The following is a 22,581-nucleotide window of genomic DNA, read 5'->3' on the forward strand; positions in this document are numbered from 1 at the left end:
AAGCAAAAACAAAAACACAGATAATTTTAAACTTCAAGTATTGTAAAGTAGAAGTAGGACTAGCTTTTGATTTAGATAATTCAACGCTTTAAAAATTTTCTAGCTACATCTTTACCATTTGTCCACAAACCACAAACTATGTATGATTCGTCTTTCGAATATGCTTTAGCTGAATTATCATCGAAATTTGATATTCTATAGTATTTACGATATTCACTATAATCATTCTCATTTTCTGGAACAATAATGGTTTTAAAGATATATGTACCTTCGGTTATTGTTGCGCTAATTTCATTTTTAGCTTTTAAAGCTTCGTCAAATGTCATATTTTAATTTTTTAAAGATTAAGTTCGGCTAAATTGACCGCTTTTGTTAGCAGTTTAATTTTCTGAATAATTTCTGTAAAACTTGTAAATTTCTATTATTTCTGTCGTTAAGTTTTCAATTTTCATTACATATTTCATTACTTTTTTTGCATCAAAAATATCTTCTTCTATTATTTGCCTTTCTTTACGATTTACAAAACGTATTTTATTGGTCCCAAAAATAGTTAAAACTATGTACTTTAGTGCATTTCGCTTTAGCTTCTAAAAATGTTTTAGTCACGAATTGGACGAATTTTCGTAAATTAATTCGTGTTAATTTGCGTAATTTGTGGCTAATAAATAAGTGTTATAACCGTGCAGACTTTAAGTCTGCCAACCAAATCTATGGACTTTCAGTCCATAGTGGTTTAGTTTTTTCGATTAATTTTACACTATCTTCACTAAGATCAACCATCCAATGAGCCAAGTGGTTTCTGGTATTAATAATATTATTAAGGTTTCCGCAAATTTTTTCAACATTGATGTTTTTTGAAGTTTGATAATTCTCTAGACAAATTTTAAAAAGTTGCTTTTTTTCTCTAATACCAATTTCAGATCTTTGTTTGCCAACTTTTTCTTCTATATCTATTTTGAAATGCAAACAATGAATATCAATTATATCGTCAATGTAACTTTCCAGTAAACAAAATGTATTAAGGAATTTGCCTCTGAATTCTATTGCATAATTATTTATGTTTCTGGTGGTTAAAGCACCTCCAATGATTTTAGCATATGATTCGCAACAAATATTATCAACGATTACATTTCCATCTATAATTTTTAAATCAGCTTTTTTATTACATATTTTACAAGAATTTCTGTTTACCCTAGTTTTTATGAATTCTAACTTTTCATTTTCTAACTTTCCAAAATTAAGCTGTATATTCATATTGTCTTTTGTATATGTGAGATAAATTCCTCACAACTTGCAAATAGTTAAGTCGATGTCCGACTTATCACCCCTAAATAGGGTCGCTTTATCTGATAAATATCAGTGTTTATTTATTTTCAAATATATAACTTAATACCGAAAATACTGATAAAAAATCATTCGTATTATGTCATTTTTCAAAAGTAGCTCCTTATGCTTTAGGAATTTTACGGAAAACCGTAAACGCTATTTTTAACCAAAAATGCCCTAGCCCCAGTAGCAGAGAGCTAATTCTTTAAGTTTGAAATATCCGCGTTGCAAACGCTACGATTGTGCTATAAATTTAAATTGGCACTTGAAAAGGAGCGTCTATTGTGCCCATATTGGTTGCGTTCCCCAATTTGCAGGGAAGCCCATTTTGTGTACCGGAACGTTTGGATATTCATTTACCAATTTAAAGAATTTGTTTTTTATGGAATTCCCCGGACTTATACAATCAATTGTATATAATGTCAGAGAAAGTAAAGAGAATATTTTTGCTCTTTGATTTTCGTTCGGAATGTAGGTTATCGGTTGGTTTTTTAGGTTTTTAGGCCATAAATATTTTGTTGTAATATTATTATTCCATAATCTGGAATGATGTGCTATTACATTTCTAATTACTGTTGTTGCTTCAAGAAAACTAGAAAAATCTTTGTGTGAATTAAAACCAAATTCTATTGCAATCTTAGATTTTTCAGGTAATTGATGCGCCAGGTTTTTGTATAGCTTTGAAAGTGTACCGAGTGATGCCACTTCTAAAGCCTTCCACGCTTCCGGAAGTTCGTTTTTATGATTTTTATTGTGTTCTAAAATAAACTGTTCTTTACTTCTGGCAATCTCTATATTTAAATGATCGGTAATGGATTTTTGTTTGGTTTTGTCTGAAAAAATAGTATAATCTATATAGCATAACGATCCATAAGAAAGCGAAAGCTGGTAAATTAATTTGGTTCTTAAAGCCACTTCAATTCTTTCTATTGCATCAAACATTAATAGTCTTAAATGTCGATCGAAATTGTATAAATCTATGACCTCTTCAAAGTAACTGTAGTCGTTAAATTTATGTTCTACTTTGTCAGATTGCATTTCCCACCAATATCCTTTTAGGCGATAATAACTAATGTTTTTTAGGAAATGTGGTGCATTGGCTTCGTTACGAAATAGCATTCCTCTTTCTTTTAAGAGTGCAATTTGTTCCTCTACAGTTTTAGGTGCTTTGTTCGCCATATTGGTATAAAAAAAAGACCAGAAGGCTGTTCTTACGGGAAGCGCTACTGGTACGATTGGAACAAATGTATATACAATTGTATTATTTTCCAAACTTTTTAACATTTATTAGGACTTCTCGACAATATCAAGGGTTTGTAATTTAACTAATGCTTGAATTATCAATATAAATGGGATTTTACGGGAAACTGTAAACTGAGTTTTCAACAAAAAATGCCCTAGCCCTGATAGCAGCGGCATCCTTTTTCTTGCTTCTTTAGCAAGGAAAAGATACAAGTGGATAGCAGGAAACAGCTCCTGAAAAATAGTATAATTCTACTGAAATAACTGCTGAAATTATCACTAAAAAACTTGAAACAGCAAACTTGAAACTTTAAACAAAAATTTCGTATTTTTGCACTCCGAACCGAAAGACGATTTTTGACGAAAATGAAAAAATCGTATTAAGAGGTTACTTCTGCCCTTGGGCAAAAAATATAAACTAGAAGAAATAAAGGAATAAGAAAATGTTAGATAGACTTCAAATAGTAAAACAACGTTTCGATGAGATCTCGGATTTGATCATTCAGCCGGATGTTATCTCTGATCAGAAGCGTTATGTGCAATTGAATCAAGAGTACAAAAATTTAAAAGCTTTGGCCGAAAAACGCGATGAATACGTGCTGATCATGGCGAATATTGAAGAAGCAAACGAAATAATAGCGGATAACAGTGATGCAGATATGACCGAAATGGCCAAAATGCAACTGGAAGAAGCAAAGGAAAGATTGCCGGAATTAGAGGAAGAAATCAAGTTCATGTTGATTCCTAAAGATCCCGAAGATGCCAAAAATGTGATGGTGGAGATTCGTGCCGGAACGGGTGGGGATGAAGCGAGTATTTTTGCAGGGGATTTATTCCGTATGTACACGAAGTATTGTGAGAACAGAGGTTGGAGAACTTCGGTTGTGGATATGAATGAAGGAACTTCCGGTGGATTCAAAGAGGTGATTTTTGAAGTTACCGGTGAGGATGTTTATGGAACCTTGAAGTTTGAAGCGGGTGTTCACCGTGTGCAACGGGTGCCGCAAACGGAAACGCAAGGACGTGTTCACACCTCGGCAGCAACTGTTATGGTGCTTCCGGAAGCGGAGGAATTTGATGTTCAAATTGATATGAATGATGTACGTGTGGATTTTTTCTGTTCTTCAGGACCAGGGGGACAATCGGTAAATACGACAAAATCTGCCGTTCGTTTGACACACATTCCAACAGGATTGGTGGCACAATGTCAGGATCAAAAATCACAACATAAAAATAAGGATAAAGCATTTGGCGTTTTGCGTTCCCGTTTATACGAACAAGAATTAGCCAAAAAACAAGCGGAAGATGCCACCAAACGTACGTCTCAAGTGAGTTCTGGTGACCGTTCTGCAAAAATTCGCACCTACAATTACGCACAAGGTCGTGTAACGGATCACCGTGTAGGATTGACATTATATGATTTAGGAAATATCATGAATGGTGACATTCAGAAAATTGTTGACGAGCTAGCGTTAGTCAACAACATGGAGAAACTAAAAGAAGCAAGCGAAGTTTTTTAAAGAAAATAGATGCAAGAATAAAGAATAAAGAAAATAGAATAAAGAAAATAGAAAAAAGAATAAAGAGAAAAAATGCCATACTGAATTAGTTTGGCATTTTTTTAATTTTGAATAAATTACATTGCGCATAACATTAGGTTTAGAAGTGAGGCACCTTAAACTTTAAACTTTAAACTTTTTAATCAAATGACTACACAACAACTTATAGACCAAATCAGAATCAAGAAATCGTTCCTAGCTGTAGGATTAGATGTTGATTTGAATAAAATTCCACAACATTTATTAGAATTGGAAGATCCTATTTTCGAATTCAACAAAGCGATAATTGATGCCACGCATGATTTAGCTGTGGCTTACAAACCTAATACCGCTTTTTATGAAGCCTACGGAATAAAAGGTTGGATGTCGTTGCAGAAAACAATCCATTACATCAATGAAAATTATCCGGATATTTTCACGATTGCAGATGCAAAACGCGGTGATATAGGAAATACGTCTTCGATGTATGCCAAAGCTTTTTTTGAAGATTTAAACTTTGACAGTGTTACTGTTGCGCCTTATATGGGGAAAGATTCTGTGGAGCCGTTTTTGGCTTTCGAAAACAAACATACGATTATGTTAGCTTTGACTTCCAATGAAGGTGCGTTTGATTTTCAGACTTTAAATGTGGATGGTAAAGAATTGTACAAACAAGTGTTAGAAACCTCTAAAACGTGGAAAAACAGTGAAAATCTAATGTATGTTGTAGGTGCTACCAAAGCGGAATATTTTACTGAAATTCGTAAAATTGTCCCAGACAGTTTCTTGCTTGTTCCAGGAGTTGGAGCGCAAGGCGGAAGTTTATCCGAAGTTTGTAAATACGGTATGAATGCTACTGTAGGATTACTGATTAATTCTTCCAGAGCAATTATTTATGCTTCAAACGGAACTGATTTTGTTGAAAAAGCAAGAGCCGAAGCGTTGAATATGCAACAGGAGATGGCAGAAATCATTAGTTTGAAGTTTAAAGTTTAAAGTTGTTCTGCTTGAAACTTTAATGATTTTTAGTTATTCGCCAATTCTATTTTAAATTGCCTTCAGCTTTAGCTGGAGGAAAAGGAAAGAATATCAAATTGGCTTTAGCCGAAAAGGATGTAATTTTGGCTAAAGCCATTTCATACTATTCCTAATTTTATTCCTCCAGCTAAAGCTGAAGGCAATTTAAAATCTTCAATTGCTAAACAGCTACAACAATTTGAACTTTAAATAAAATGAAGCAATTTACTGACCAACTCGGAACTTCTCATTCATTTGAAACTTCACCCAAGCGCATTATTTCACTAGTTCCATCACAAACGGAATTACTGTATGATTTAGGTTTGGAAGCTAGCATTGTCGGGATTACCAAATTCTGTGTGCATCCGTATCATTTTAAATCAACCAAGAAAATCGTTGGCGGAACCAAGAAAGTGCATTTTGAGAAAATCAGATTGTTACAACCTGATATCATCATTTGTAATAAAGAGGAAAATACTCAGGAAATCGTTGACGAATTGCGTAAAATTTGTCCGGTTTGGGTGACAAATATCATTACCATTGAAGACAATTTTAAAATGATTTCTGATTTTGGTCAACTATTCAATTGCAGGACCGAAGCGCAGAAATGGAACGATAAACTGGCTTTTGCCTTGAGCGATTTTAAAAACTTCGTTAAGGATATACCCGTTAAAAAAGCAGCGTATTTCATTTGGAAAAATCCTTATATGGTCGCTGGTTCCGATAATTTTATCAATGAATTACTGAAATTGAATCATTTTGAAAACATCTATGCGGGCAATCCCGAGACTTCGGGACGTTATCCTGAAATCGAACTCAAAAAAATGCGTTTAGAAGGTGATCCGGATTTGGTTTTTCTTTCTTCAGAGCCTTTTCCTTTCAAAGAAGAGGATGCTTTTGAAATAGGACGTTTTACGCATCATGCAAAAACGGTGTTTGTAGATGGCGAAATGTTTTCTTGGTATGGAAGCAGGCTGCTAAAAGCGTTTGACTATTTTAAAAAAATGCATCAAAAATTATAGTTCACATTCTTCCAGAACTAATTCTTCCTTAGCAACGGTAGGCTTTATAGTATTTTTTTCGATGTCGAAATTTTGTTCCGCAAGTATTTGATATTCTCTTTTAAGCTTTTCTATTTCACTTTTCTCTTTCAATAATCCAGTCATCGGTGTAATTTTTTTGCAAATTTACGTTTTACAATTGTTAAATTAGCATTATTTTTTGTTAAGATTGAGATTTAAAATTAAAGTCCTATTTTTACAAAAAATTGGAACGTGATTAACTATACCATTTACGAAAATAAAAACACCGATCAATGGGTTACTTTTGTTCATGGTGCCGGTGGAAGTTCTTCTATCTGGTTTAAGCAAATACGGGATTTTAAAAAACAGTATAATGTATTGTTATTGGATTTGCGTGGTCACGGGGAATCAAAAACCATACTGAAAACGGCTTTCAAACAAAAATATACCTTTTCGGCTTTAGCCAATGATATTCTGGAAGTTTTAGACTTTCTTAAAATAAAGAAATCACATTTTGTTGGTATTTCATTGGGTACAATTTTGATCAGACAATTGGCAGAAATGTATCCGGAACGTGTCCAAAGCATGATTCTTGGTGGCGCTATCCTAAAGATGAATTTCCGTTCTCAAGTATTGATGCGATTGGGAAATATGTTTAAATATGTATTGCCTTATTTGGTTCTGTATAAGTTTTTTGCCTTTGTCATCATGCCTAAAAAAAGTCACAAGCAATCTCGTGTACTTTTTATAAACGAGGCTAAAAAATTATACCAAAAAGAATTTATTAAATGGTTTAAACTCACTGCCGAAATAAATCCGGTTCTCAAATGGTTTCGTCAGGTAGAATTGAATATTCCTACGCTTTATGTTATGGGTGAGGAGGATTATATGTTCTTACCATCGGTTCGAAAAGTTGTCGAAAATCATTACAAATCTTCTAAACTATTTGTGATAGAAAAATGCGGACATGTAGTAAATGTGGAGCAACCTAATGCATTTAATGATGCTGTCCTTTCTTTTATAAATACGGCTAAATAAAAAAATGCCTGCATTATAAATGCAGGCAATTCTTTAACTAACCAAAACCAAAAATAATAAATAACCAGTTTATTACCCTGCAAAGATCATACATAGCCAGACGTTTTGCTGTTAAGATTTTGTTATTACTTTGTTGTATATACGTTAAGTTTTTTAACTTTATTCTTTTATTGTCGGTTAGCGGTTCTGGTCCAGAATCAACTTTAAAATTAACCGATTTTTACCTGTTCAAATTTTATTTTTCTTTTGTTGAAAAAAACTACAAACCGTTTTTTGATATTGTTTTTATATGAACTATCAATTTTGTTTGTGTTTTACCCTTTGTTATTCCTTGATGAAAACTATTAAATTTTATTAATATGAAATCACATGAAAAACTTACAACAGCGTCCGGAAGACCATTTGTAGAAAACGAAAATTCTCAATCGGTAGGTTCACGAGGACCATTATTATTGCAGGATTATATTCTTCACGAAAAAATGGCTCATTTTAACAGAGAGCGCATTCCGGAAAGGGTAGTGCATGCAAAAGGTTCTGGAGCATTTGGGACATTTACCGTAACACACGATATTACTAAATATACAAAAGCTAAAATTTTTTCTGAAATTGGAAAAGAAACTAAATTAGTACTTCGATTTTCAACGGTAGGAGGTGAAAGAGGTTCAGCTGATACAGAAAGAGATCCACGAGGCTTTGCTATGAAATTTTACACCGAAGACGGGAATTGGGATTTAGTGGGGAATAATACGCCCGTTTTCTTTGTTAAAGACCCCAAAAAATTTGGTGATTTTATACACACCCAAAAACGAGATCCTTATACCAATATGAAATCACCGACGATGATGTGGGACTATTGGTCGCTGAATCCGGAGAGTTTGCATCAGGTATTGATACTCATGTCAGATCGAGGAACTCCTTTCGGCTATCGTCATATGAATGGGTATGGCAGTCATACGTATTCAATGATTAATGCCGCTAACGAAAGGGTTTACGTTAAATTCCATTTCAAAACAGCACAGGGAATTAAAAATTTCACAAATGAAGAAGCGGCAGAAATGAAATCGCATGATATGGATTTTTCACAACGTGATTTGTTTGAAAATATCGATAAGGGAAATTTTCCACAATGGAATTTACAAATTCAAGTCATGACGGAAGAGCAGGCTAATTCGCAAGACTATTATTTGAATCCATTTGATTTAACCAAAGTTTGGCCTCATGGCGATTTTCCGTTGATTGATGTTGGTGTTTTGGAATTAAATCAAAATCCACATAATTACTTTCAGGATATTGAGCAAGCGGCATTTGCACCGGCACATATTGTGGACGGGATTGGATATTCACCTGATAAAATGTTGCAAGGGCGTTTATTGTCGTATCCTGATGCACAACGCTATCGCTTGGGAACAAATTATGAGCAAATCCCTGTAAACCGTTGTCCATTTGCAACCAATAATTACCAGCGAGATGGACAAATGCGAGTAGATGGTAATGGAGGAAGCCATCCAAATTATTTTCCAAATAGTTTCGATGCTATGGAAATAGACCAAGCGTATAAAGAACCGCCATTGGAAATTTTTAGTGATTTTGCTGACTGGTATGATAGAAATTGCGAAGGTGAAAATGATCATTATACACAACCGGGTAATTTATTTAAAATCATGACTCCGGAGCAACAACAAAATACTATTACTAATATTATTGCTCACATGTCTGGTATTGAAGGTCCTAAAAAAGACGAAATTGTTAACCGTCAATTGAGTCATTGGTATAGAGCTGATGGTCGCATAGGAGCCGGAGTTGCTGCAGGATTGGGAGTTGACGTTGATTTGCTGGAAAGATAATTAGTTTCAATTTAAACAAGATGAATATTCTCGAACTTGAATTATTAACAGATACTATCGATGAAACGGAGTTGTTTTATAACAATGTCATCGGGTTGAAAACTATTTCGAAAAATAATTCGAGTATTTCATTTGAAGCGGGTGCCACAAAACTAACTTTTAGGTCTTCTGAGAATTTAATCCCAGTGTATCATTTTGCTTTTGATATACCAAATAATAAGTTGCCGGAAGCTTTTGTATGGATAGAAAAGAAAACGAAAATTTTAGAGGTAATTCCGCCTGATAAAATCGCAGATTTTTATAATTGGAACGCAAAGTCTTTTTATTTTTATGACAATAATGGAAATATTTTAGAATTCATTGCCCGTTTCAGTTTGGATAATGCATCGGAGAAACCGTTTGATGGATCGTCAATTGTATCCCTTAGCGAAATAGGTTTTGTATCGAAAAATGTTTCACAGCTCAGTGACGAAATTTGTAAAAAGTATGATCTTTCGCTATTTCCAAAGCAACCCAAACTAAATAAATTTATTGTTTTGGGGACAGATACGGGACTTTTTATCCTTGTGGAAGAAAACAGGGATTGGTATCCCACGGATAAAAAAGCAAAATCGTTCTGGACCAAAGTGGTATTTTATAATGATGGAAAAACGAGAGAAATTGAAGTTTTTTGAATGAAAAATTAAAGTTAAGATGTTCACTTGGGTAAGCGTTTTTTTTTATAAATAATAGGATTGTTCTTTGTTTTATAAATAAATCCTACATTCGAATAGTTAGAAAAACTAAATCGACAACACAAAAAACGCATTGCGTTTTTTGTATTACTGGAATTAAAATTATAAGAACCAAATAATTAAGAGCCTGTTTAAAATTTAAATATTAGAATTTTAAGCAGGCTCTAAGTGTGTAAGTTAGCTGTAATATGATCTCGAAACAAAAAAATATGATTCAAGTTATAAAAAATGATATTACAAAAATCTCAGTTGATGCAATAGTAAACGCTGCTAATTCATCTCTTATGGGTGGCGGTGGTGTTGATGGAGCAATTCATAGAGCTGGAGGAAATGCAATACTGGAAGATTGTAGAAAAATTATCGCTAGACAAGGAAGTTGTAAGACTGGGGAAGCGGTAATTACTACTGCAGGAAAACTTCCAGCCAATTATGTAATACATACAGTTGGTCCAGTTTGGAATGGTGGAAATAAAAATGAAAAAGAAAAACTTGCTGACTGCTATAAAAATTCATTAAAACTTGCTGTAGAGAACAACTGCAAATCTGTTGCATTTCCAAGTATTAGTACTGGTGTATATCGATTCCCAAAAGATGTGGCAGCCCAAATTGCAGTTAAGACAGTTTCTGAATTTCTATCAAAACATAATGAAATTGAAAAAGTAATATTTGTTTGTTTTGATGATGAAAATGAAATTTTAATAAATAAAGAGTTAAACAAAATTTAGCACAGCTAAACAGTGGTAACCGTTGCCAGCTCTTTTCAAAATCTAAATGAAAGGAAAAAAGATATAAAAACAAACCTCGTTTATCCCGAAGTTTCGGGATAAACGAGGTTTGTTTTTGTATACTATTTAGGGTTTCGGCTCCCTCTCCTTTGGAGAGTCACGAGGTTTCGGGAAGGGTGAGGATTTTATTTTTTTTACGAAAACACCACCGTTTTGTTATCATAAACCATCGTTTTTCTCTCGGCATGTAATTTTATGGCTCTAGCCAAAACCATGCGTTCCAAATCACGTCCTTTCATAATAAAGTCTTCTATAGAATGACTGTGTGAAACTCGGGCAATATCTTGTTCAATAATCGGACCTTCATCTAATCCTTCGGTCACATAATGACTGGTGGCTCCAATAATTTTCACGCCGCGTTTAAAAGCAGAATGATAGGGTTTAGCTCCAGGAAATGCCGGAAGAAAGGAATGATGAATATTGATAATTTGATTTTTGTATTGCGCAATTAAATTTGGCGTAATAATTTGCATGTAGCGCGCCAAAACAATAAAGTCAATATCATACTGCTCCAGCAAATCAATTTGCTTTTGTTCCCCTTCGGCCTTAATGTCTTTGGTGAAAGGAACATAATGAAACGGAATAGAAAAACGTTCCGCCACTGATTTCAAATCCTCATGGTTGCTTATAATCAAAGGGATTTCAAGAGGTAATTCACCAGCGCTGTATCGTCCTAAAATGTCATACAAACAATGGTCGTATTTAGAAACAAACAGCGCCATTTTTGGTTTTTCATCTTGTGTGTACATTTCCCAAGACATATTAAACGGATTTGCTAAATTAGCTTGAAAATCAGTTTTGATAGCTTCAATATCCCAATTTTTGGCACTGAACTCACATTCCAAACGCATGAAAAATACGTTTTCATCGGCATCCACATGTTGGTCCAGATAGATAATATTACCGTCAATTGAGGCAATATAATTGGTAACAGAGGCAATAATTGCTTTTTGGTCTTCGCAATGTATAAGTATGGTAATTTTTTGCATTTTATATATCTCTTTCGACTTTAGTCCGTATAGTGTTTTTCAAAACTAAACTTATTTCTTTTTATAAAAAAATTTGATTTTAGTGTTTATGTTTTAAAAATAGCTAACGGTTTAATAATATGACTATCCGTAAATAATGCTAAAGAAAAATTTAGCTACAAATTTCACGAATTTGTCACGAATTTTTATCCTAAAAGAAAAATTAAACACCAATTCGTGAAATTTGTGGCTACGTCTAATGAACTCGTACTTGGTCTGTTTTTTTAACAGCTGTGATAACTTTACACTAATATCATCAAATGGATATTTTTCTGTATAACAAAAAAACACACTCGGGACTCTCAATCCCGAAGCGTCGGGAGGGAATTCGACCCTGCTAACATTTAAACCTTTAGTTGTTTTTTATGTAAATAAGTCGATTAAATTAAATCTTGTCCTGCATCGCAAAAACTTTTTGCAATAAAACGGAAGTTCTGGAACTTAAATTTGTTCTGATATTTTTTTCTTCAATGGCAATCATCTTGAAAACACCATTCATCGCTTGATTGGTAACATAATCAGTCAAGTCCGGATTTACTTTATTTACTAATGGAATGCTGTTGTATTTTGTTATAATGTTAGACCAAACTTTATCAGCACCTACTTTAGTGAATGAATTTTTTATAACAGGATTAAATTTTCCGTACAAAGCAGTCGAGGTGCTATTTTGTAAATAATTAGTCGCTGAACTTTCATTTCCCATCAAAATCGATTTGGCATCCATAAAAGTCATGTTTCTCACCGCATCCACAAATATAGGAGTAGCTTCCTTCACGGCATCTTCGGCAGCACGATTCAATACTTTCAAACCTTCATCAGCCAATGAACTTAAACCAATTCTTCTCAAACCGGTATCTACTTTTCTTAATTCTTCCGGTAATAAAATTTTTACGGCTTCATTTCTGTAAAAACCATCTACCGCGGTCAATTTTGTTACTTGTTTAGAAATTCCATTATTTAGTGCTTCCTTCAATCCACCTGCAATATCTACCCCTCCGATTCCCTGAGTTTGGGGTAATTGATTAAGAACCTGTTGCATTTCGGCACAACTGGAAAGAGAGATCACCACCATTAAAAATAAAATTTTTTTCATCTTAAATTGTTTTTATAGGTTTAATTCGTCTGTTTGCCATACGGCTTGTGTAAAAATACTACTTATTCAAAAACAAAGCCATAATTTATTTTTAGGAGCACAAATTTTAGTGTTTATTTGGGAGCAGTTGTCCCGCTGTCCGCTGTATCCTCGCTGAAAAAGCGAGGGATGCCGCTTCCATCGGGGCTAAATAACAAAATCCTTGCTTATTTATCAACAACTATGACAGACATTAAATAATTTTTAAAATAAAATCGTAAATTGCACACTTAAATTATCATATTCATAAAATGGAACCCGTAAAACCGTATATCCCTGTTAATAAAGTAAGAATTGTCACCGCAGCAGCCCTTTTTGATGGTCACGATGCAGCAATCAACATCATGCGTAGAATTATTCAATCTACAGGTGTTGAGGTGATCCATTTGGGTCATGACCGTAGTGTGGAGGAAGTTGTAAATACAGCGATTCAAGAAGATGCCAATGCCATTGCTATAACATCGTATCAAGGAGGACACAACGAATATTTCAAATACATGTACGACCTGCTTCAGGAAAAAGGAGCCGGACAAATCAAAATATTTGGCGGTGGAGGAGGAGTGATTTTGCCTTCTGAAATAGCTGAATTACAAGCCTACGGAATCACAAGAATTTATGCGCCAGATGATGGACGTGCCATGGGATTGCAAGGAATGATCAATGATTTAGTACAACAATCGGACTACGCTATTGGAGATAAACTGAGTGACGAAATCGATCATCTTGAAGAAAAAAATCCAAAAGCAATTGCCAGAATCATTTCATCAGCTGAGAATTTCCCTGATGTAGCGGCAGCAACTTTAGATGCAATTCATAAAAAGAACACCGATTGTAAAACGCCAGTTCTTGGAATTACAGGGACGGGTGGAGCAGGAAAATCATCTTTGGTTGATGAATTAGTCCGTCGTTTCCTTATCGACTTTCCAGAAAAAACTATAGGGTTAATCTCTGTCGATCCATCAAAAAGAAAAACAGGTGGTGCACTTTTAGGAGATAGAATCCGTATGAACGCGATCAACAATCCTCGTGTTTATATGCGTTCTTTAGCTACACGTCAATCTAATTTGGCTTTGTCTAAATATGTAGCCGAAGCAATCCAAGTAATCAAAGCGGCAAATTATGACATCATTATCCTGGAAACTTCCGGAATCGGGCAATCTGATACAGAGATTATGGATCATTCTGATGTTTCATTATATGTAATGACACCTGAATTTGGAGCTGCAACTCAATTAGAAAAAATTGACATGCTTGATTTCGCTGATTTAGTGGCGATAAACAAATTCGACAAACGCGGTTCTCTTGATGCTTTAAGAGACGTTAAAAAACAATACCAACGCAACCATAACTTATGGGATGCTAATTTAGATACACTTCCTGTTTTCGGAACAATTGCTTCGCAGTTCAACGACCCGGGAATGAATACGCTGTACAAAGCGATTATGGATAAAGTCCATGAAAAAACTAATTCTGATTTGAAATCAACGTTTAAAATCACGCGTGAAATGAGCGAGAAGATTTTCGTTATTCCACCACACAGAACCCGTTATTTATCTGAAATTGCCGAAAGCAACAGGAAATATGATGTTACTGCGGTAAGCCAAGAACAAGTTGCCCAAAAATTATACGGGATTTTCAAAACATTGGAAAGTGTTTCCGGAAAATTCCCAGTCATAAACAAAACTGGAATCGATGATGATTCGGTATTGCCAAGTGCTTTGGAAACCGAAAAACAAGGAGTTGCTGAAAATAAAATTTTTCTAAATCTTTTACTCAATCAGTTTGATAAAGTAAAAATGGATTTGGATCCCTACAATTGGGAAATCATTTTGACTTGGAACGAAAAAGTAAACAAGTACAAAAATCCGGTTTACACATTCAAAGTTCGTGATAGAGAAATAATGATGGCGACGCATACAGAGTCACTTTCGCATTCTCAAATCCCGAAAATTGCTTTGCCAAAGTATCAGGCTTGGGGTGATATTTTACGTTGGTGTCTGCAGGAAAATGTTCCCGGAGAATTTCCTTTTACCGCTGGTTTGTATCCTTTCAAACGCGAAGGAGAAGATCCTTCTCGTATGTTTGCAGGTGAAGGCGGACCGGAAAGAACCAACAAACGTTTTCATTATGTAAGCGCGGGATTACCGGCAAAAAGATTATCAACTGCTTTTGACAGTGTAACTTTATACGGAAACGATCCACATGTACGTCCGGATATTTATGGAAAAATCGGTAATGCCGGAGTTTCCATTTGTTGTTTGGACGATGCAAAAAAATTATATTCTGGGTTTGATTTGGTTCATGCCATGACTTCGGTGAGTATGACTATCAATGGGCCGGCGCCAATGTTGTTAGGGTTTTTCATGAATGCCGCGATCGACCAACAATGTGAGTTTTACATTAAGGATAACGGTATTGAAAAAGAAGTTGCCGAGAAAATCAACAAAATATATAAAGAAAAAGGAGTCGAAAGACCGCATTACCAAGGCGATTTACCCGAAGGAAATAACGGTTTAGGTTTGATGCTTTTGGGCGTTACCGGAGATCAGGTTTTACCTTTGGAGGTGTATAATGATATCAAAGCAAGAACCTTGTCTCAAGTTCGTGGAACGGTTCAAGCTGATATTCTTAAAGAAGACCAAGCACAAAATACCTGTATTTTCTCTACTGAATTTGCTCTTAGATTGATGGGTGACGTGCAGGAATATTTCATTACTAAGAATGTAAGAAACTTTTATTCGGTTTCTATTTCTGGGTATCACATTGCTGAAGCGGGAGCAAATCCTATCACGCAATTGGCTTTCACTTTATCGAATGGTTTTACTTATGTGGAATATTATTTGAGTCGTGGAATGAATATCAATGATTTTGGACCGAACTTATCGTTCTTTTTCTCGAATGGAGTAGATCCTGAATATGCAGTTATAGGTCGTGTGGCGCGTAAAATTTGGGCGAAAGCCATGAAAAACAAATACGGGGCTAACGAGCGTGCGCAAATGTTGAAATACCATATTCAAACGTCAGGTCGTTCTTTGCATGCACAGGAAATTGATTTCAATGATATTCGTACCACTTTGCAAGCGTTGTATGCGATTTATGACAACTGTAATTCATTGCATACGAATGCGTACGATGAAGCAATCACAACGCCTACGGAAGAGTCAGTGCGTCGTGCGATGGCGATTCAATTGATTATCAATAAGGAATTAGGTTTGGCCAAAAACGAAAACCCAATTCAAGGTGCTTTTATCATCGAAGAACTGACAGATTTAGTTGAAGCTGCGGTTTTGCAAGAATTTGATAGAATTACAGAACGTGGTGGCGTTCTTGGAGCCATGGAAACAATGTACCAACGTTCTAAAATTCAGGAGGAAAGTTTGTATTATGAAACTTTAAAACATACAGGAGAATTCCCAATCATTGGTGTCAATACTTTTTTAAGTTCCAAAGGTTCTCCAACGGTAATTCCAGCCGAAGTAATTCGTGCCACCGAAGAAGAAAAACAATATCAAATTGATATGTTGAGCCATTTACACCAGTCCAATCAAGATACAGTAAAGGAACATTTGAATACGCTTCAGGAAGCTGCCATTAAAAACGAAAACTTATTCGAACATTTAATGGAAGCGACGAAGGTTTGTTCTTTGGGACAAATTACTTCGGCCTTATTTGAAGTTGGTGGGCAATACAGAAGAAATATGTAGGGACTACATTCGTTAACAATTGATTGGAAAATAATTGTCAGCGAATCAAGTGCTATTGTTTTTTGCTTTTTTTTAATATAGGAATAAAAATTTTATACCTTTGACTAAAACACTAAAGAAATGCGTACAGTAGAAATAAAATTATACGATATTTTTAGAAAGGATTTAAAACTAGATGACGATAGAGCTAGGTTTTTAGCCGAAGTTATTCAAGAAACAGTAAAAGCCGAAGTTAGCAATCGACATGTAGAATATAAAAGCCAATTAAAAGAAGATATATTTAAAATTGAGATACAGCTCAACTCAAAGATAGAACAGTCAAAAACCGATATGATTAAATGGATGTTTGCTTTTTGGGTTGGTTCAACGATCACAACTTTGGGTGGATTGCTTGCAATTCTTAAATTTATGAAGCCTTAATTAAAATAGATGACTGTCCGCTAAGCGGACTAAATTTACAAAAGAGAAATATTTTTAAAAAAGTTAGCCACGAATTACACTAATTTTCACCAATTTTTTAAAAATTAAAATAGAAATTCGGGGTAATTCGTGTAATTCGTGGCTGGAATAATTGATTGGTATTAGTTACGGACAGTCATATTAAAATAATATTTTTAGAGATTAATAAAAGGACCTTTCAGACCCGATGTTTCGGGAGGAAGGTCTTTTTTTTTGTTTTTTATTCCTCCTTCGTCGGACACGAGGGCTATGCCCGAACTGGCGAAGCAATGACAAACTATGTGGAATGTTTGTGTGTGGATTCCTCTTCCGTCAGAACTGTAAAGGTTACTTAATTCGATAGCAAAACTAAACATTAACATTTATTTAAGTACTCCAATAATCGTTTGGAATTAGAAAACGATTCCTTTAAAATTAGACTAAAATAAAGATATATAGTTCTTGTTATTCCGTGATAATCAGTCAATAAATTTACGTGGCGTAATTCTCATAATGTGCTAATTGTTAGTATTTTAACAAAAAAACAACATATTTAAGTAGTTGAAAATCAAATAGATGAGGCGTTAGTGGTTAGAGCACTTTATTAGCTTATTTTTTTTAGATGTTTTAACTTAATTTTACTTAATGAATTAATTTTAAGGTTATGAAAAACATTATCATTTCCAATTTTCATCCCATTCTGGTTGGTAAATTATTTGAGCAGGAAAAGCTTAATCAGTACACCAAATTTTTATATTATCATTTCCAAAATCTCCCAAAATCGGATAGTACAGGAAATGATGGTATTAATCACGAAACAGTAAGTTTTGAGTTTATATCTGATCAGGTGGATAAGTATTCTGTTTCTCCCGAAAGCATTAATAGCAGACAAAGTATAATTTTTGAAGAGGTTGAGGATTTTATTGAAAATATAATGGACATTACTTCGCCTTCAGATTATCATTTTCCCAGTGGTTTTGAAGTCAAGCTAGGCAATTCTTTTGGGCCTAAAATTGAGGTTCGAATGGAATGGTTTAAAAGAAAAATGGGTTCTGTTTTTGATGAATTTTATTCTGATGTTACCATAAGGCCTGAAAATCTTGTTCATGTCACCTGTTCAGGCTATTCTTCTCCCAGTGTGGCGCAGGAAGCAGTAATAGAAAGGAATTGGGAAACGGTTCAGGTTACCCATTCGTATCATATGGGGTGTTATGGTGCTTTTCCTGCTATTCGTACGGCCAGCAGCTTAATATGTGCCAGTCTAATTAACGGAAGAGCGGATGTGGTTCATACGGAATTATTGTCCGCACATTTGAATTTAACAGCGTTCTCTCCCGCAAATACCATGATTTGTTCGCTTTTTGCGGATGGTTTTATAGGCTATTCTTTATATGAAGAAAAATCATTCCTGAATGATGATACGATTCAAGAGAAAAAAGGATTGCGAATTTTAGCTTTTCACGAGGTTATCATTCCGGATTCATTAGAAGATATGTCCTGGGATTTAGGAGAGTATAATTTTTTAATGACACTTTCTAAACGAGTTCCTGTTTTTATTCGTAAAAACATCAAATCTTTTTTGACAACCCTTTGTAAAAAAGGTGGTGTAGATCTTGAAGAACAGAAATCTAAGATGCATTTTGCCATTCACCCGGGTGGGCCTAAAATTATTGATTATGTGGTAGGCGAAATAGGATTGTTAAAAGAACAGGCTCGTTGGTCTTATGAAGTGTTACGCCTTCATGGAAACATGTCTTCTGCCACGGTCCCTCATATTTTTAATGAAATTATAAATGATTCAACCATCGAATCAGGGACCAAAGTTGTAGCGATGGCATTTGGGCCAGGTCTTACGGCAACAGGGCTCTTGCTAGAAAAGGTGTGATTTTTTTAAAGTAAAATCTTGATTGTTAAAGCTTCATAATAAACCAATATTGTTTTTTTAAAACTCCCGATGTTTAGGTAACTGAATGAACAAATGTGACGCATTAATTTAATATGACTATCCGTAAATAATACTAAAGAAAAATTTAGCCACAAATTTCACGAATTTGTCACGAATTTTTATCCTTAAAAGAAAAATTAAACACTAATTCGTGAAATTTGTGAAAATTCGTGGCTAAAAAAATAATATGACAGTCCGCAATATGTTCCAAAGGATAGAATATGGCACACAGATAACACGGATTGAACGGATTTTGCACAGATTTAAATAAACAGTTTGATTCACCAAGTAAAAAAATCCGTGTAAATCGGTATAATCTGTACAATCTGTGGGCTACTATTTATGCTTTATAAATGTACAAACGACGAAAATTGTATTCGAAATGATTTTAGTCCGCATTACGGATAGTCATAAAAAATAATATGACTGTCCGTAACTAATACCAATCAATTATTCCAGCCACGAATTACACGAATTACCCCGAATTTCTATTTTAATTTTTAAAAAATTGGTGAAAATTAGTGTAATTCGTGGCTAACTTTTTTAAAAATATTTCTCTTTTGTAAATTTAGTCCGCTTAGCGGACAGTCATCAAAAATAATTATAGTCCGCTAAGCGGACGGTCATATAATTTAATCGAGTTACTTACATAAATACCAATGCTAAGTCCAATGAACTCGTACTTGGTCTGTTTTTTTAACAGCTGTGGTAACTTTACACTACTATCATCAAATGGATAGTTGCCTTTAAAAACAAAAAACACACCCCTATCCCGAAGCCTCGGGACTCTCAAGAGGGGAATTCGACCCTGCTACCATTAAACCTTTAGTTGTTTTTTATGTAAAAAAGTCGATAATTTAAACCTTCACCGCAAATTTTTACGCAAACCCTCACCACAAACTTGTCATTTCGACAGAGGAGAAAACTAACGTATAGCATGTTACCGCGTGGAATAATCGTGTGGAGATTCCTCCTTCGTCGGACACGAGGACTATATCCGAACTGGCGAAGCAATGACAAACTGAGTGGAATAACTATACTGAGATTCCTCCTTTCAGCCATGAAGGTCTTTTTTATTGTCATTTTCAGTTCGTTCCAACATTTCTGAAGAATAAAAATCAATATTTTAAAATCCTTGTGCCGCTTCCGAAATTTTTGTAAAAAATGAGACAATTTTAATATTTTAAGATTATCAATAATTGTCCAAATTTTTCATCAAAAAATCAATATAAATGCTATAACGTGATTAAAGTACAAGAGATGTTTATCGCTTTTAACATTATTTTTTAATTAACAAAACTTATGTAATAAATTACTTAATTAATTGATAATCAAGCAGTTAACGAGTGATTTAGTATTAATATTTTATTGGTGTAAAGCTTTTCTTAGCGAACAGTGTTCTTTGTCGGGAATAATAGAATGTTGTCTTGTTTAGGCCTATTTTTTTTCCTTTTTTTGGTGTAATACCTAACTTTGGTTTAACAAAAATTTATTTGATTAGGTTGTTTGTCAAGCAACTTTCAGGTTAATAAAAGGATTTTTTTTGTTCCCCAAAATAAAATATCCTTTAGATGATGGACTACTTCATTAAATTATTTTTTGAAGATGTTTCGTTTTTCTGCAAGTTTTCTCCCCCGAGTCTGAAAACTTTGTTCAATACCTATCGTATTAATTTCAATGCTAATTGTTTTAGATTAGAGTTTTAAGGTTGCTTTTTTAAGCGACTATCTGGTTGATAAAGAATTTAGTTATTGTTCCCCACAATAAAAATCCTTTGGATGATGGAGTACTTCATAAATGTGTTTATGAAGGTGTTTTTGTTTTATCTGTAAGTTTTCTCCCCAAGTCTGTAAATTTTCCTTTTTTCTAATTTATGATGTAAAAATACTTTTATTATGAAAAAGAATACAATTTCGAAGTTTTTCGATGTTTTATCTAGCAAAATAAATTGTTGCTTCTCAACGAAAAACACTGTTTCTGAATTAAATTTTTTTAAATTTAAGGAGAGAAATTCAATTGATTACCTGTCAAATTTATGGTCTTGTTATTGGCGTCAGTCGCTTGCTTTGCCATTTATGTTGGCAGCAATTTTAATGACGGGTTATAGAGTTAATGCACAAGGGTCTATTAAAGGTGTAGTGCCAGTACAATACCCCCATAGTGGTTCCGGAGTTGATGGCGATGCCTTTGCTCATGAACCTATTGGTACTATATATGAAGGAGTAGGTGACTTGTTTGACCTATTGCATCCTACTATAGCCGGTCATGGTGTGGTTAACCCATTTACAGGTGAAGTTTTTTACAAACCCACAAGCCCTGTCACTGTGCCGGTCAGCTATTTTCTTCAGGATCCTTATCAAAATGATCCAACCATATTTACCCGCTCTAATAAGATAAATGATAATCCAAACACCTATACTTGGGGTGCAGGATCTTCGCCTAACAAAAATGAAATCCAAAATTGTGGTGCTCATTTTAGTTATGGTGATCCGGGTGTAATAGGTGGAGTAAGTATTGATGATGAAACCTTTGTCACCGGTACTAGTGGACCTGGAGTTGCTACGGATTTGTGGTGTCTTTTTGCAGGTGACCGTCAGGTAACCAATGGGAGCAGTTACATCGATTTTGAGTTTTTGCAGGCTCCTTTAACGATTACTGGCGCTATCTTTGGTCCCGCTGACCCCCTAAGTGGTGTTGCACCAATTACAGGAGGTAGTGGCGGATTTACGACATTAGGAACCCAAGGGGGACGTACAATCGGGGACATATTGCTCACTATTGAATTTACCCAAGGAGGAGGTGACGCTAATGTTGTGATTCGGATATGGACAGCAAAAGCGGGAGGCGGGTATGAATATGTAATTCATCCCAACTCTGAATTTTTTGGCGATGTTTATTTAACCAATAACTTTTCGACTACCTCAGTACCCTTTGATACCTATGGAACCTCTCCTGGTGTTTATGCTCCTAATCAATGGGCTGAAGGTGCTATCAATCTTACCCAAGTGCTCAAAGCAATTAATAATCCATGCTTTATAATCAGTACGCTGTTTATTAGAACAAGATCTTCAGGAAATTCAGCTCAATCTGAATTAAAGGATTTTCCGGGAGCTCCAATTCAGTTGAATTTGGATTTGAGTAATCTGGCAGTCACCTGCGCTGCGCCTGTTACTTTACCAGTATGCAGCACGACCGAAGCAATAACAACAGCTTACAATACTTGGAAAGCTGGTTTCAGTAATACGGGCGGAATTAGTCCAGTTACTGATAACCTGGCAGATTTTCCGCCTTTAGGCAATCTGACCTGTGGTGGACAATTGACTTTCGAATATAAAGTATTTGATGCTTGTCACGAAGTTCCTAAAACATGCACTAGTACTTTTACTGTTGTAAAAGACGAGGTCATACCAGTAATCGCAGCTTTACCTGCCGCGTCCACAATCAATTGTCCAGCCGTGCCTGCCTTTGCGCAAGCGACAGCAACGGATAATTGTACGGTTGCTTCTTTGACTTTCAATGATGTAACTACACCAGGCAACTGTGCCGGAAATTACAGTGTAACCAGAACATGGACTGCTACAGATGATTGTGGAAACTTCTCCACCGCTACGCAAACCATCAATGTTCAGGATATCACTGCACCGGTAATCGCAGCTTTACCAGCTCCATCCACTATCAATTGTCCAGCACTTCCTGCCTTTGCGCAAGCTACTGCTACCGACACTTGTGATGCATCGGTAACGTTGACTTTCAATGATGTAACTACACCAGGCAACTGTGCCGGAAAT

16 protein-coding genes and 1 pseudogene are annotated in these 22,581 nt (G+C 34.9%); 11 read left to right on the forward strand and 6 right to left on the reverse strand.

What is annotated here, in order from left to right; all coding sequences use genetic code 11:
- Positions 1 to 80: 80 nt before the first annotated feature.
- The 3 genes from ACNO7W_RS04510 to ACNO7W_RS04520 all read right to left on the reverse strand — a co-directional run bounded on the left by ACNO7W_RS04510 (position 81) and on the right by ACNO7W_RS04520 (position 2,598).
- Positions 81 to 326 (reverse strand): hypothetical protein, encoded by a 246-nt coding sequence (locus ACNO7W_RS04510; RefSeq protein WP_417937186.1) that lies wholly within the window; start codon positions 324 to 326, stop codon positions 81 to 83.
- 382 nt (positions 327 to 708) lie between these two features.
- On the reverse strand, positions 709 to 1,254 hold the full coding sequence (locus ACNO7W_RS04515) for a hypothetical protein (protein ID WP_417937187.1): 546 nt from the start codon (positions 1,252 to 1,254) through the stop codon (positions 709 to 711).
- A gap of 351 nt (positions 1,255 to 1,605) precedes the next feature.
- Positions 1,606 to 2,598 carry an Abi family protein gene (locus ACNO7W_RS04520; RefSeq protein WP_417937188.1) on the reverse strand — a complete coding sequence of 331 codons (993 nt, stop codon included), beginning with the start codon at positions 2,596 to 2,598 and terminating at the stop codon, positions 1,606 to 1,608.
- A gap of 413 nt (positions 2,599 to 3,011) precedes the next feature.
- Between ACNO7W_RS04520 and prfA the strand changes: the two genes are divergently transcribed.
- The 3 genes from prfA (at position 3,012) to ACNO7W_RS04535 (ending at position 6,145) form a co-directional block, all read left to right on the forward strand.
- Positions 3,012 to 4,088: a peptide chain release factor 1 gene (gene prfA, locus ACNO7W_RS04525; protein WP_417937189.1), complete on the forward strand. Its 1,077-nt coding sequence runs from the start codon at positions 3,012 to 3,014 to the stop codon at positions 4,086 to 4,088.
- 186 nt (positions 4,089 to 4,274) lie between these two features.
- Positions 4,275 to 5,102, forward strand: coding sequence for an orotidine-5'-phosphate decarboxylase (pyrF, locus tag ACNO7W_RS04530; RefSeq protein ID WP_417937190.1), 828 nt, complete (start codon positions 4,275 to 4,277; stop codon positions 5,100 to 5,102).
- Positions 5,103 to 5,338: 236 nt separating this feature from the next.
- Complete coding sequence (locus tag ACNO7W_RS04535) at positions 5,339 to 6,145, forward strand: ABC transporter substrate-binding protein (protein ID WP_417937191.1); 807 nt, start codon at positions 5,339 to 5,341, stop codon at positions 6,143 to 6,145.
- Here the strand turns inward: ACNO7W_RS04535 and ACNO7W_RS04540 are convergent.
- Entirely contained in the window at positions 6,140 to 6,289 is a 150-nt protein-coding gene (locus ACNO7W_RS04540) for a hypothetical protein (protein WP_417937192.1), read from the reverse strand. The genes ACNO7W_RS04535 and ACNO7W_RS04540 overlap by 6 nt on opposite strands.
- Positions 6,290 to 6,397: 108 nt before the next feature.
- Here ACNO7W_RS04540 and ACNO7W_RS04545 point away from each other — a divergent pair, with 108 nt between their 5' ends.
- The 4 genes from ACNO7W_RS04545 to ACNO7W_RS04560 all read left to right on the forward strand — a co-directional run bounded on the left by ACNO7W_RS04545 (position 6,398) and on the right by ACNO7W_RS04560 (position 10,486).
- Entirely contained in the window at positions 6,398 to 7,183 is a 786-nt protein-coding gene (locus ACNO7W_RS04545; RefSeq protein ID WP_417937193.1) for an alpha/beta fold hydrolase, read from the forward strand.
- 359 nt (positions 7,184 to 7,542) lie between these two features.
- Complete coding sequence (locus ACNO7W_RS04550; RefSeq protein WP_417937194.1) at positions 7,543 to 9,027, forward strand: catalase; 1,485 nt, start codon at positions 7,543 to 7,545, stop codon at positions 9,025 to 9,027.
- Positions 9,028 to 9,047: 20 nt separating this feature from the next.
- Complete coding sequence (locus ACNO7W_RS04555) at positions 9,048 to 9,701, forward strand: VOC family protein (RefSeq protein WP_417937195.1); 654 nt, start codon at positions 9,048 to 9,050, stop codon at positions 9,699 to 9,701.
- Between the two features lie 269 nt (positions 9,702 to 9,970).
- Entirely contained in the window at positions 9,971 to 10,486 is a 516-nt protein-coding gene (locus ACNO7W_RS04560) for an O-acetyl-ADP-ribose deacetylase (RefSeq protein ID WP_143387781.1), read from the forward strand.
- A gap of 194 nt (positions 10,487 to 10,680) precedes the next feature.
- On the opposite strand, the gene purU is transcribed toward ACNO7W_RS04560, so the two are convergent.
- Both purU and ACNO7W_RS04570 read right to left on the reverse strand, forming a co-directional pair.
- Positions 10,681 to 11,535: a formyltetrahydrofolate deformylase gene (gene purU / locus ACNO7W_RS04565; RefSeq protein WP_417937196.1), complete on the reverse strand. Its 855-nt coding sequence runs from the start codon at positions 11,533 to 11,535 to the stop codon at positions 10,681 to 10,683.
- Positions 11,536 to 11,959: 424 nt separating this feature from the next.
- On the reverse strand, positions 11,960 to 12,667 hold the full coding sequence (locus ACNO7W_RS04570; protein ID WP_417937197.1) for a DUF4197 domain-containing protein: 708 nt from the start codon (positions 12,665 to 12,667) through the stop codon (positions 11,960 to 11,962).
- 290 nt (positions 12,668 to 12,957) lie between these two features.
- Here ACNO7W_RS04570 and ACNO7W_RS04575 point away from each other — a divergent pair, with 290 nt between their 5' ends.
- The 4 genes and pseudogenes from ACNO7W_RS04575 to ACNO7W_RS04590 form a co-directional block, all read left to right on the forward strand.
- Positions 12,958 to 16,410, forward strand: a complete 3,453-nt coding sequence (locus ACNO7W_RS04575) for a methylmalonyl-CoA mutase family protein (protein WP_417937198.1) — start codon at positions 12,958 to 12,960, stop codon at positions 16,408 to 16,410.
- 120 nt (positions 16,411 to 16,530) lie between these two features.
- Complete coding sequence (locus ACNO7W_RS04580) at positions 16,531 to 16,830, forward strand: hypothetical protein (RefSeq protein WP_417937199.1); 300 nt, start codon at positions 16,531 to 16,533, stop codon at positions 16,828 to 16,830.
- 682 nt (positions 16,831 to 17,512) lie between these two features.
- Positions 17,513 to 18,733 carry a 3-oxoacyl-[acyl-carrier-protein] synthase III C-terminal domain-containing protein gene (locus tag ACNO7W_RS04585; protein ID WP_417937200.1) on the forward strand — a complete coding sequence of 407 codons (1,221 nt, stop codon included), beginning with the start codon at positions 17,513 to 17,515 and terminating at the stop codon, positions 18,731 to 18,733.
- A 1,955-nt stretch (positions 18,734 to 20,688) separates the two neighbouring features.
- Positions 20,689 to 22,581: pseudogene (locus ACNO7W_RS04590) on the forward strand (hypothetical protein); the annotation flags it as partial.

The sequence above is a fragment of the Flavobacterium sp. ZB4R12 genome, from assembly GCF_048276375.1.
GTDB lineage: Bacteria > Bacteroidota > Bacteroidia > Flavobacteriales > Flavobacteriaceae > Flavobacterium > Flavobacterium gawalongense.

Bases quoted from the DNA above. Each gene is read 5' to 3' on its own strand.
- ACNO7W_RS04510 (WP_417937186.1), bottom strand. From the start codon at position 326: ATGACATTTGACGAAGCTTTAAAAGCTAAAAATGAAATTAGCGCAACA.
- ACNO7W_RS04515 (WP_417937187.1), bottom strand. From the start codon at position 1,254: ATGAATATACAGCTTAATTTTGGAAAGTTAGAAAATGAAAAGTTAGAA.
- prfA (WP_417937189.1), top strand. From the start codon at position 3,012: ATGTTAGATAGACTTCAAATAGTAAAACAACGTTTCGATGAGATCTCG.
- pyrF (WP_417937190.1), top strand. From the start codon at position 4,275: ATGACTACACAACAACTTATAGACCAAATCAGAATCAAGAAATCGTTC.
- ACNO7W_RS04535 (WP_417937191.1), top strand. From the start codon at position 5,339: ATGAAGCAATTTACTGACCAACTCGGAACTTCTCATTCATTTGAAACT.
- ACNO7W_RS04540 (WP_417937192.1), bottom strand. From the start codon at position 6,289: ATGACTGGATTATTGAAAGAGAAAAGTGAAATAGAAAAGCTTAAAAGA.
- ACNO7W_RS04550 (WP_417937194.1), top strand. From the start codon at position 7,543: ATGAAATCACATGAAAAACTTACAACAGCGTCCGGAAGACCATTTGTA.
- ACNO7W_RS04555 (WP_417937195.1), top strand. From the start codon at position 9,048: ATGAATATTCTCGAACTTGAATTATTAACAGATACTATCGATGAAACG.
- ACNO7W_RS04560 (WP_143387781.1), top strand. From the start codon at position 9,971: ATGATTCAAGTTATAAAAAATGATATTACAAAAATCTCAGTTGATGCA.
- purU (WP_417937196.1), bottom strand. From the start codon at position 11,535: ATGCAAAAAATTACCATACTTATACATTGCGAAGACCAAAAAGCAATT.
- ACNO7W_RS04570 (WP_417937197.1), bottom strand. From the start codon at position 12,667: ATGAAAAAAATTTTATTTTTAATGGTGGTGATCTCTCTTTCCAGTTGT.
- ACNO7W_RS04575 (WP_417937198.1), top strand. From the start codon at position 12,958: ATGGAACCCGTAAAACCGTATATCCCTGTTAATAAAGTAAGAATTGTC.
- ACNO7W_RS04580 (WP_417937199.1), top strand. From the start codon at position 16,531: ATGCGTACAGTAGAAATAAAATTATACGATATTTTTAGAAAGGATTTA.
- ACNO7W_RS04585 (WP_417937200.1), top strand. From the start codon at position 17,513: ATGAAAAACATTATCATTTCCAATTTTCATCCCATTCTGGTTGGTAAA.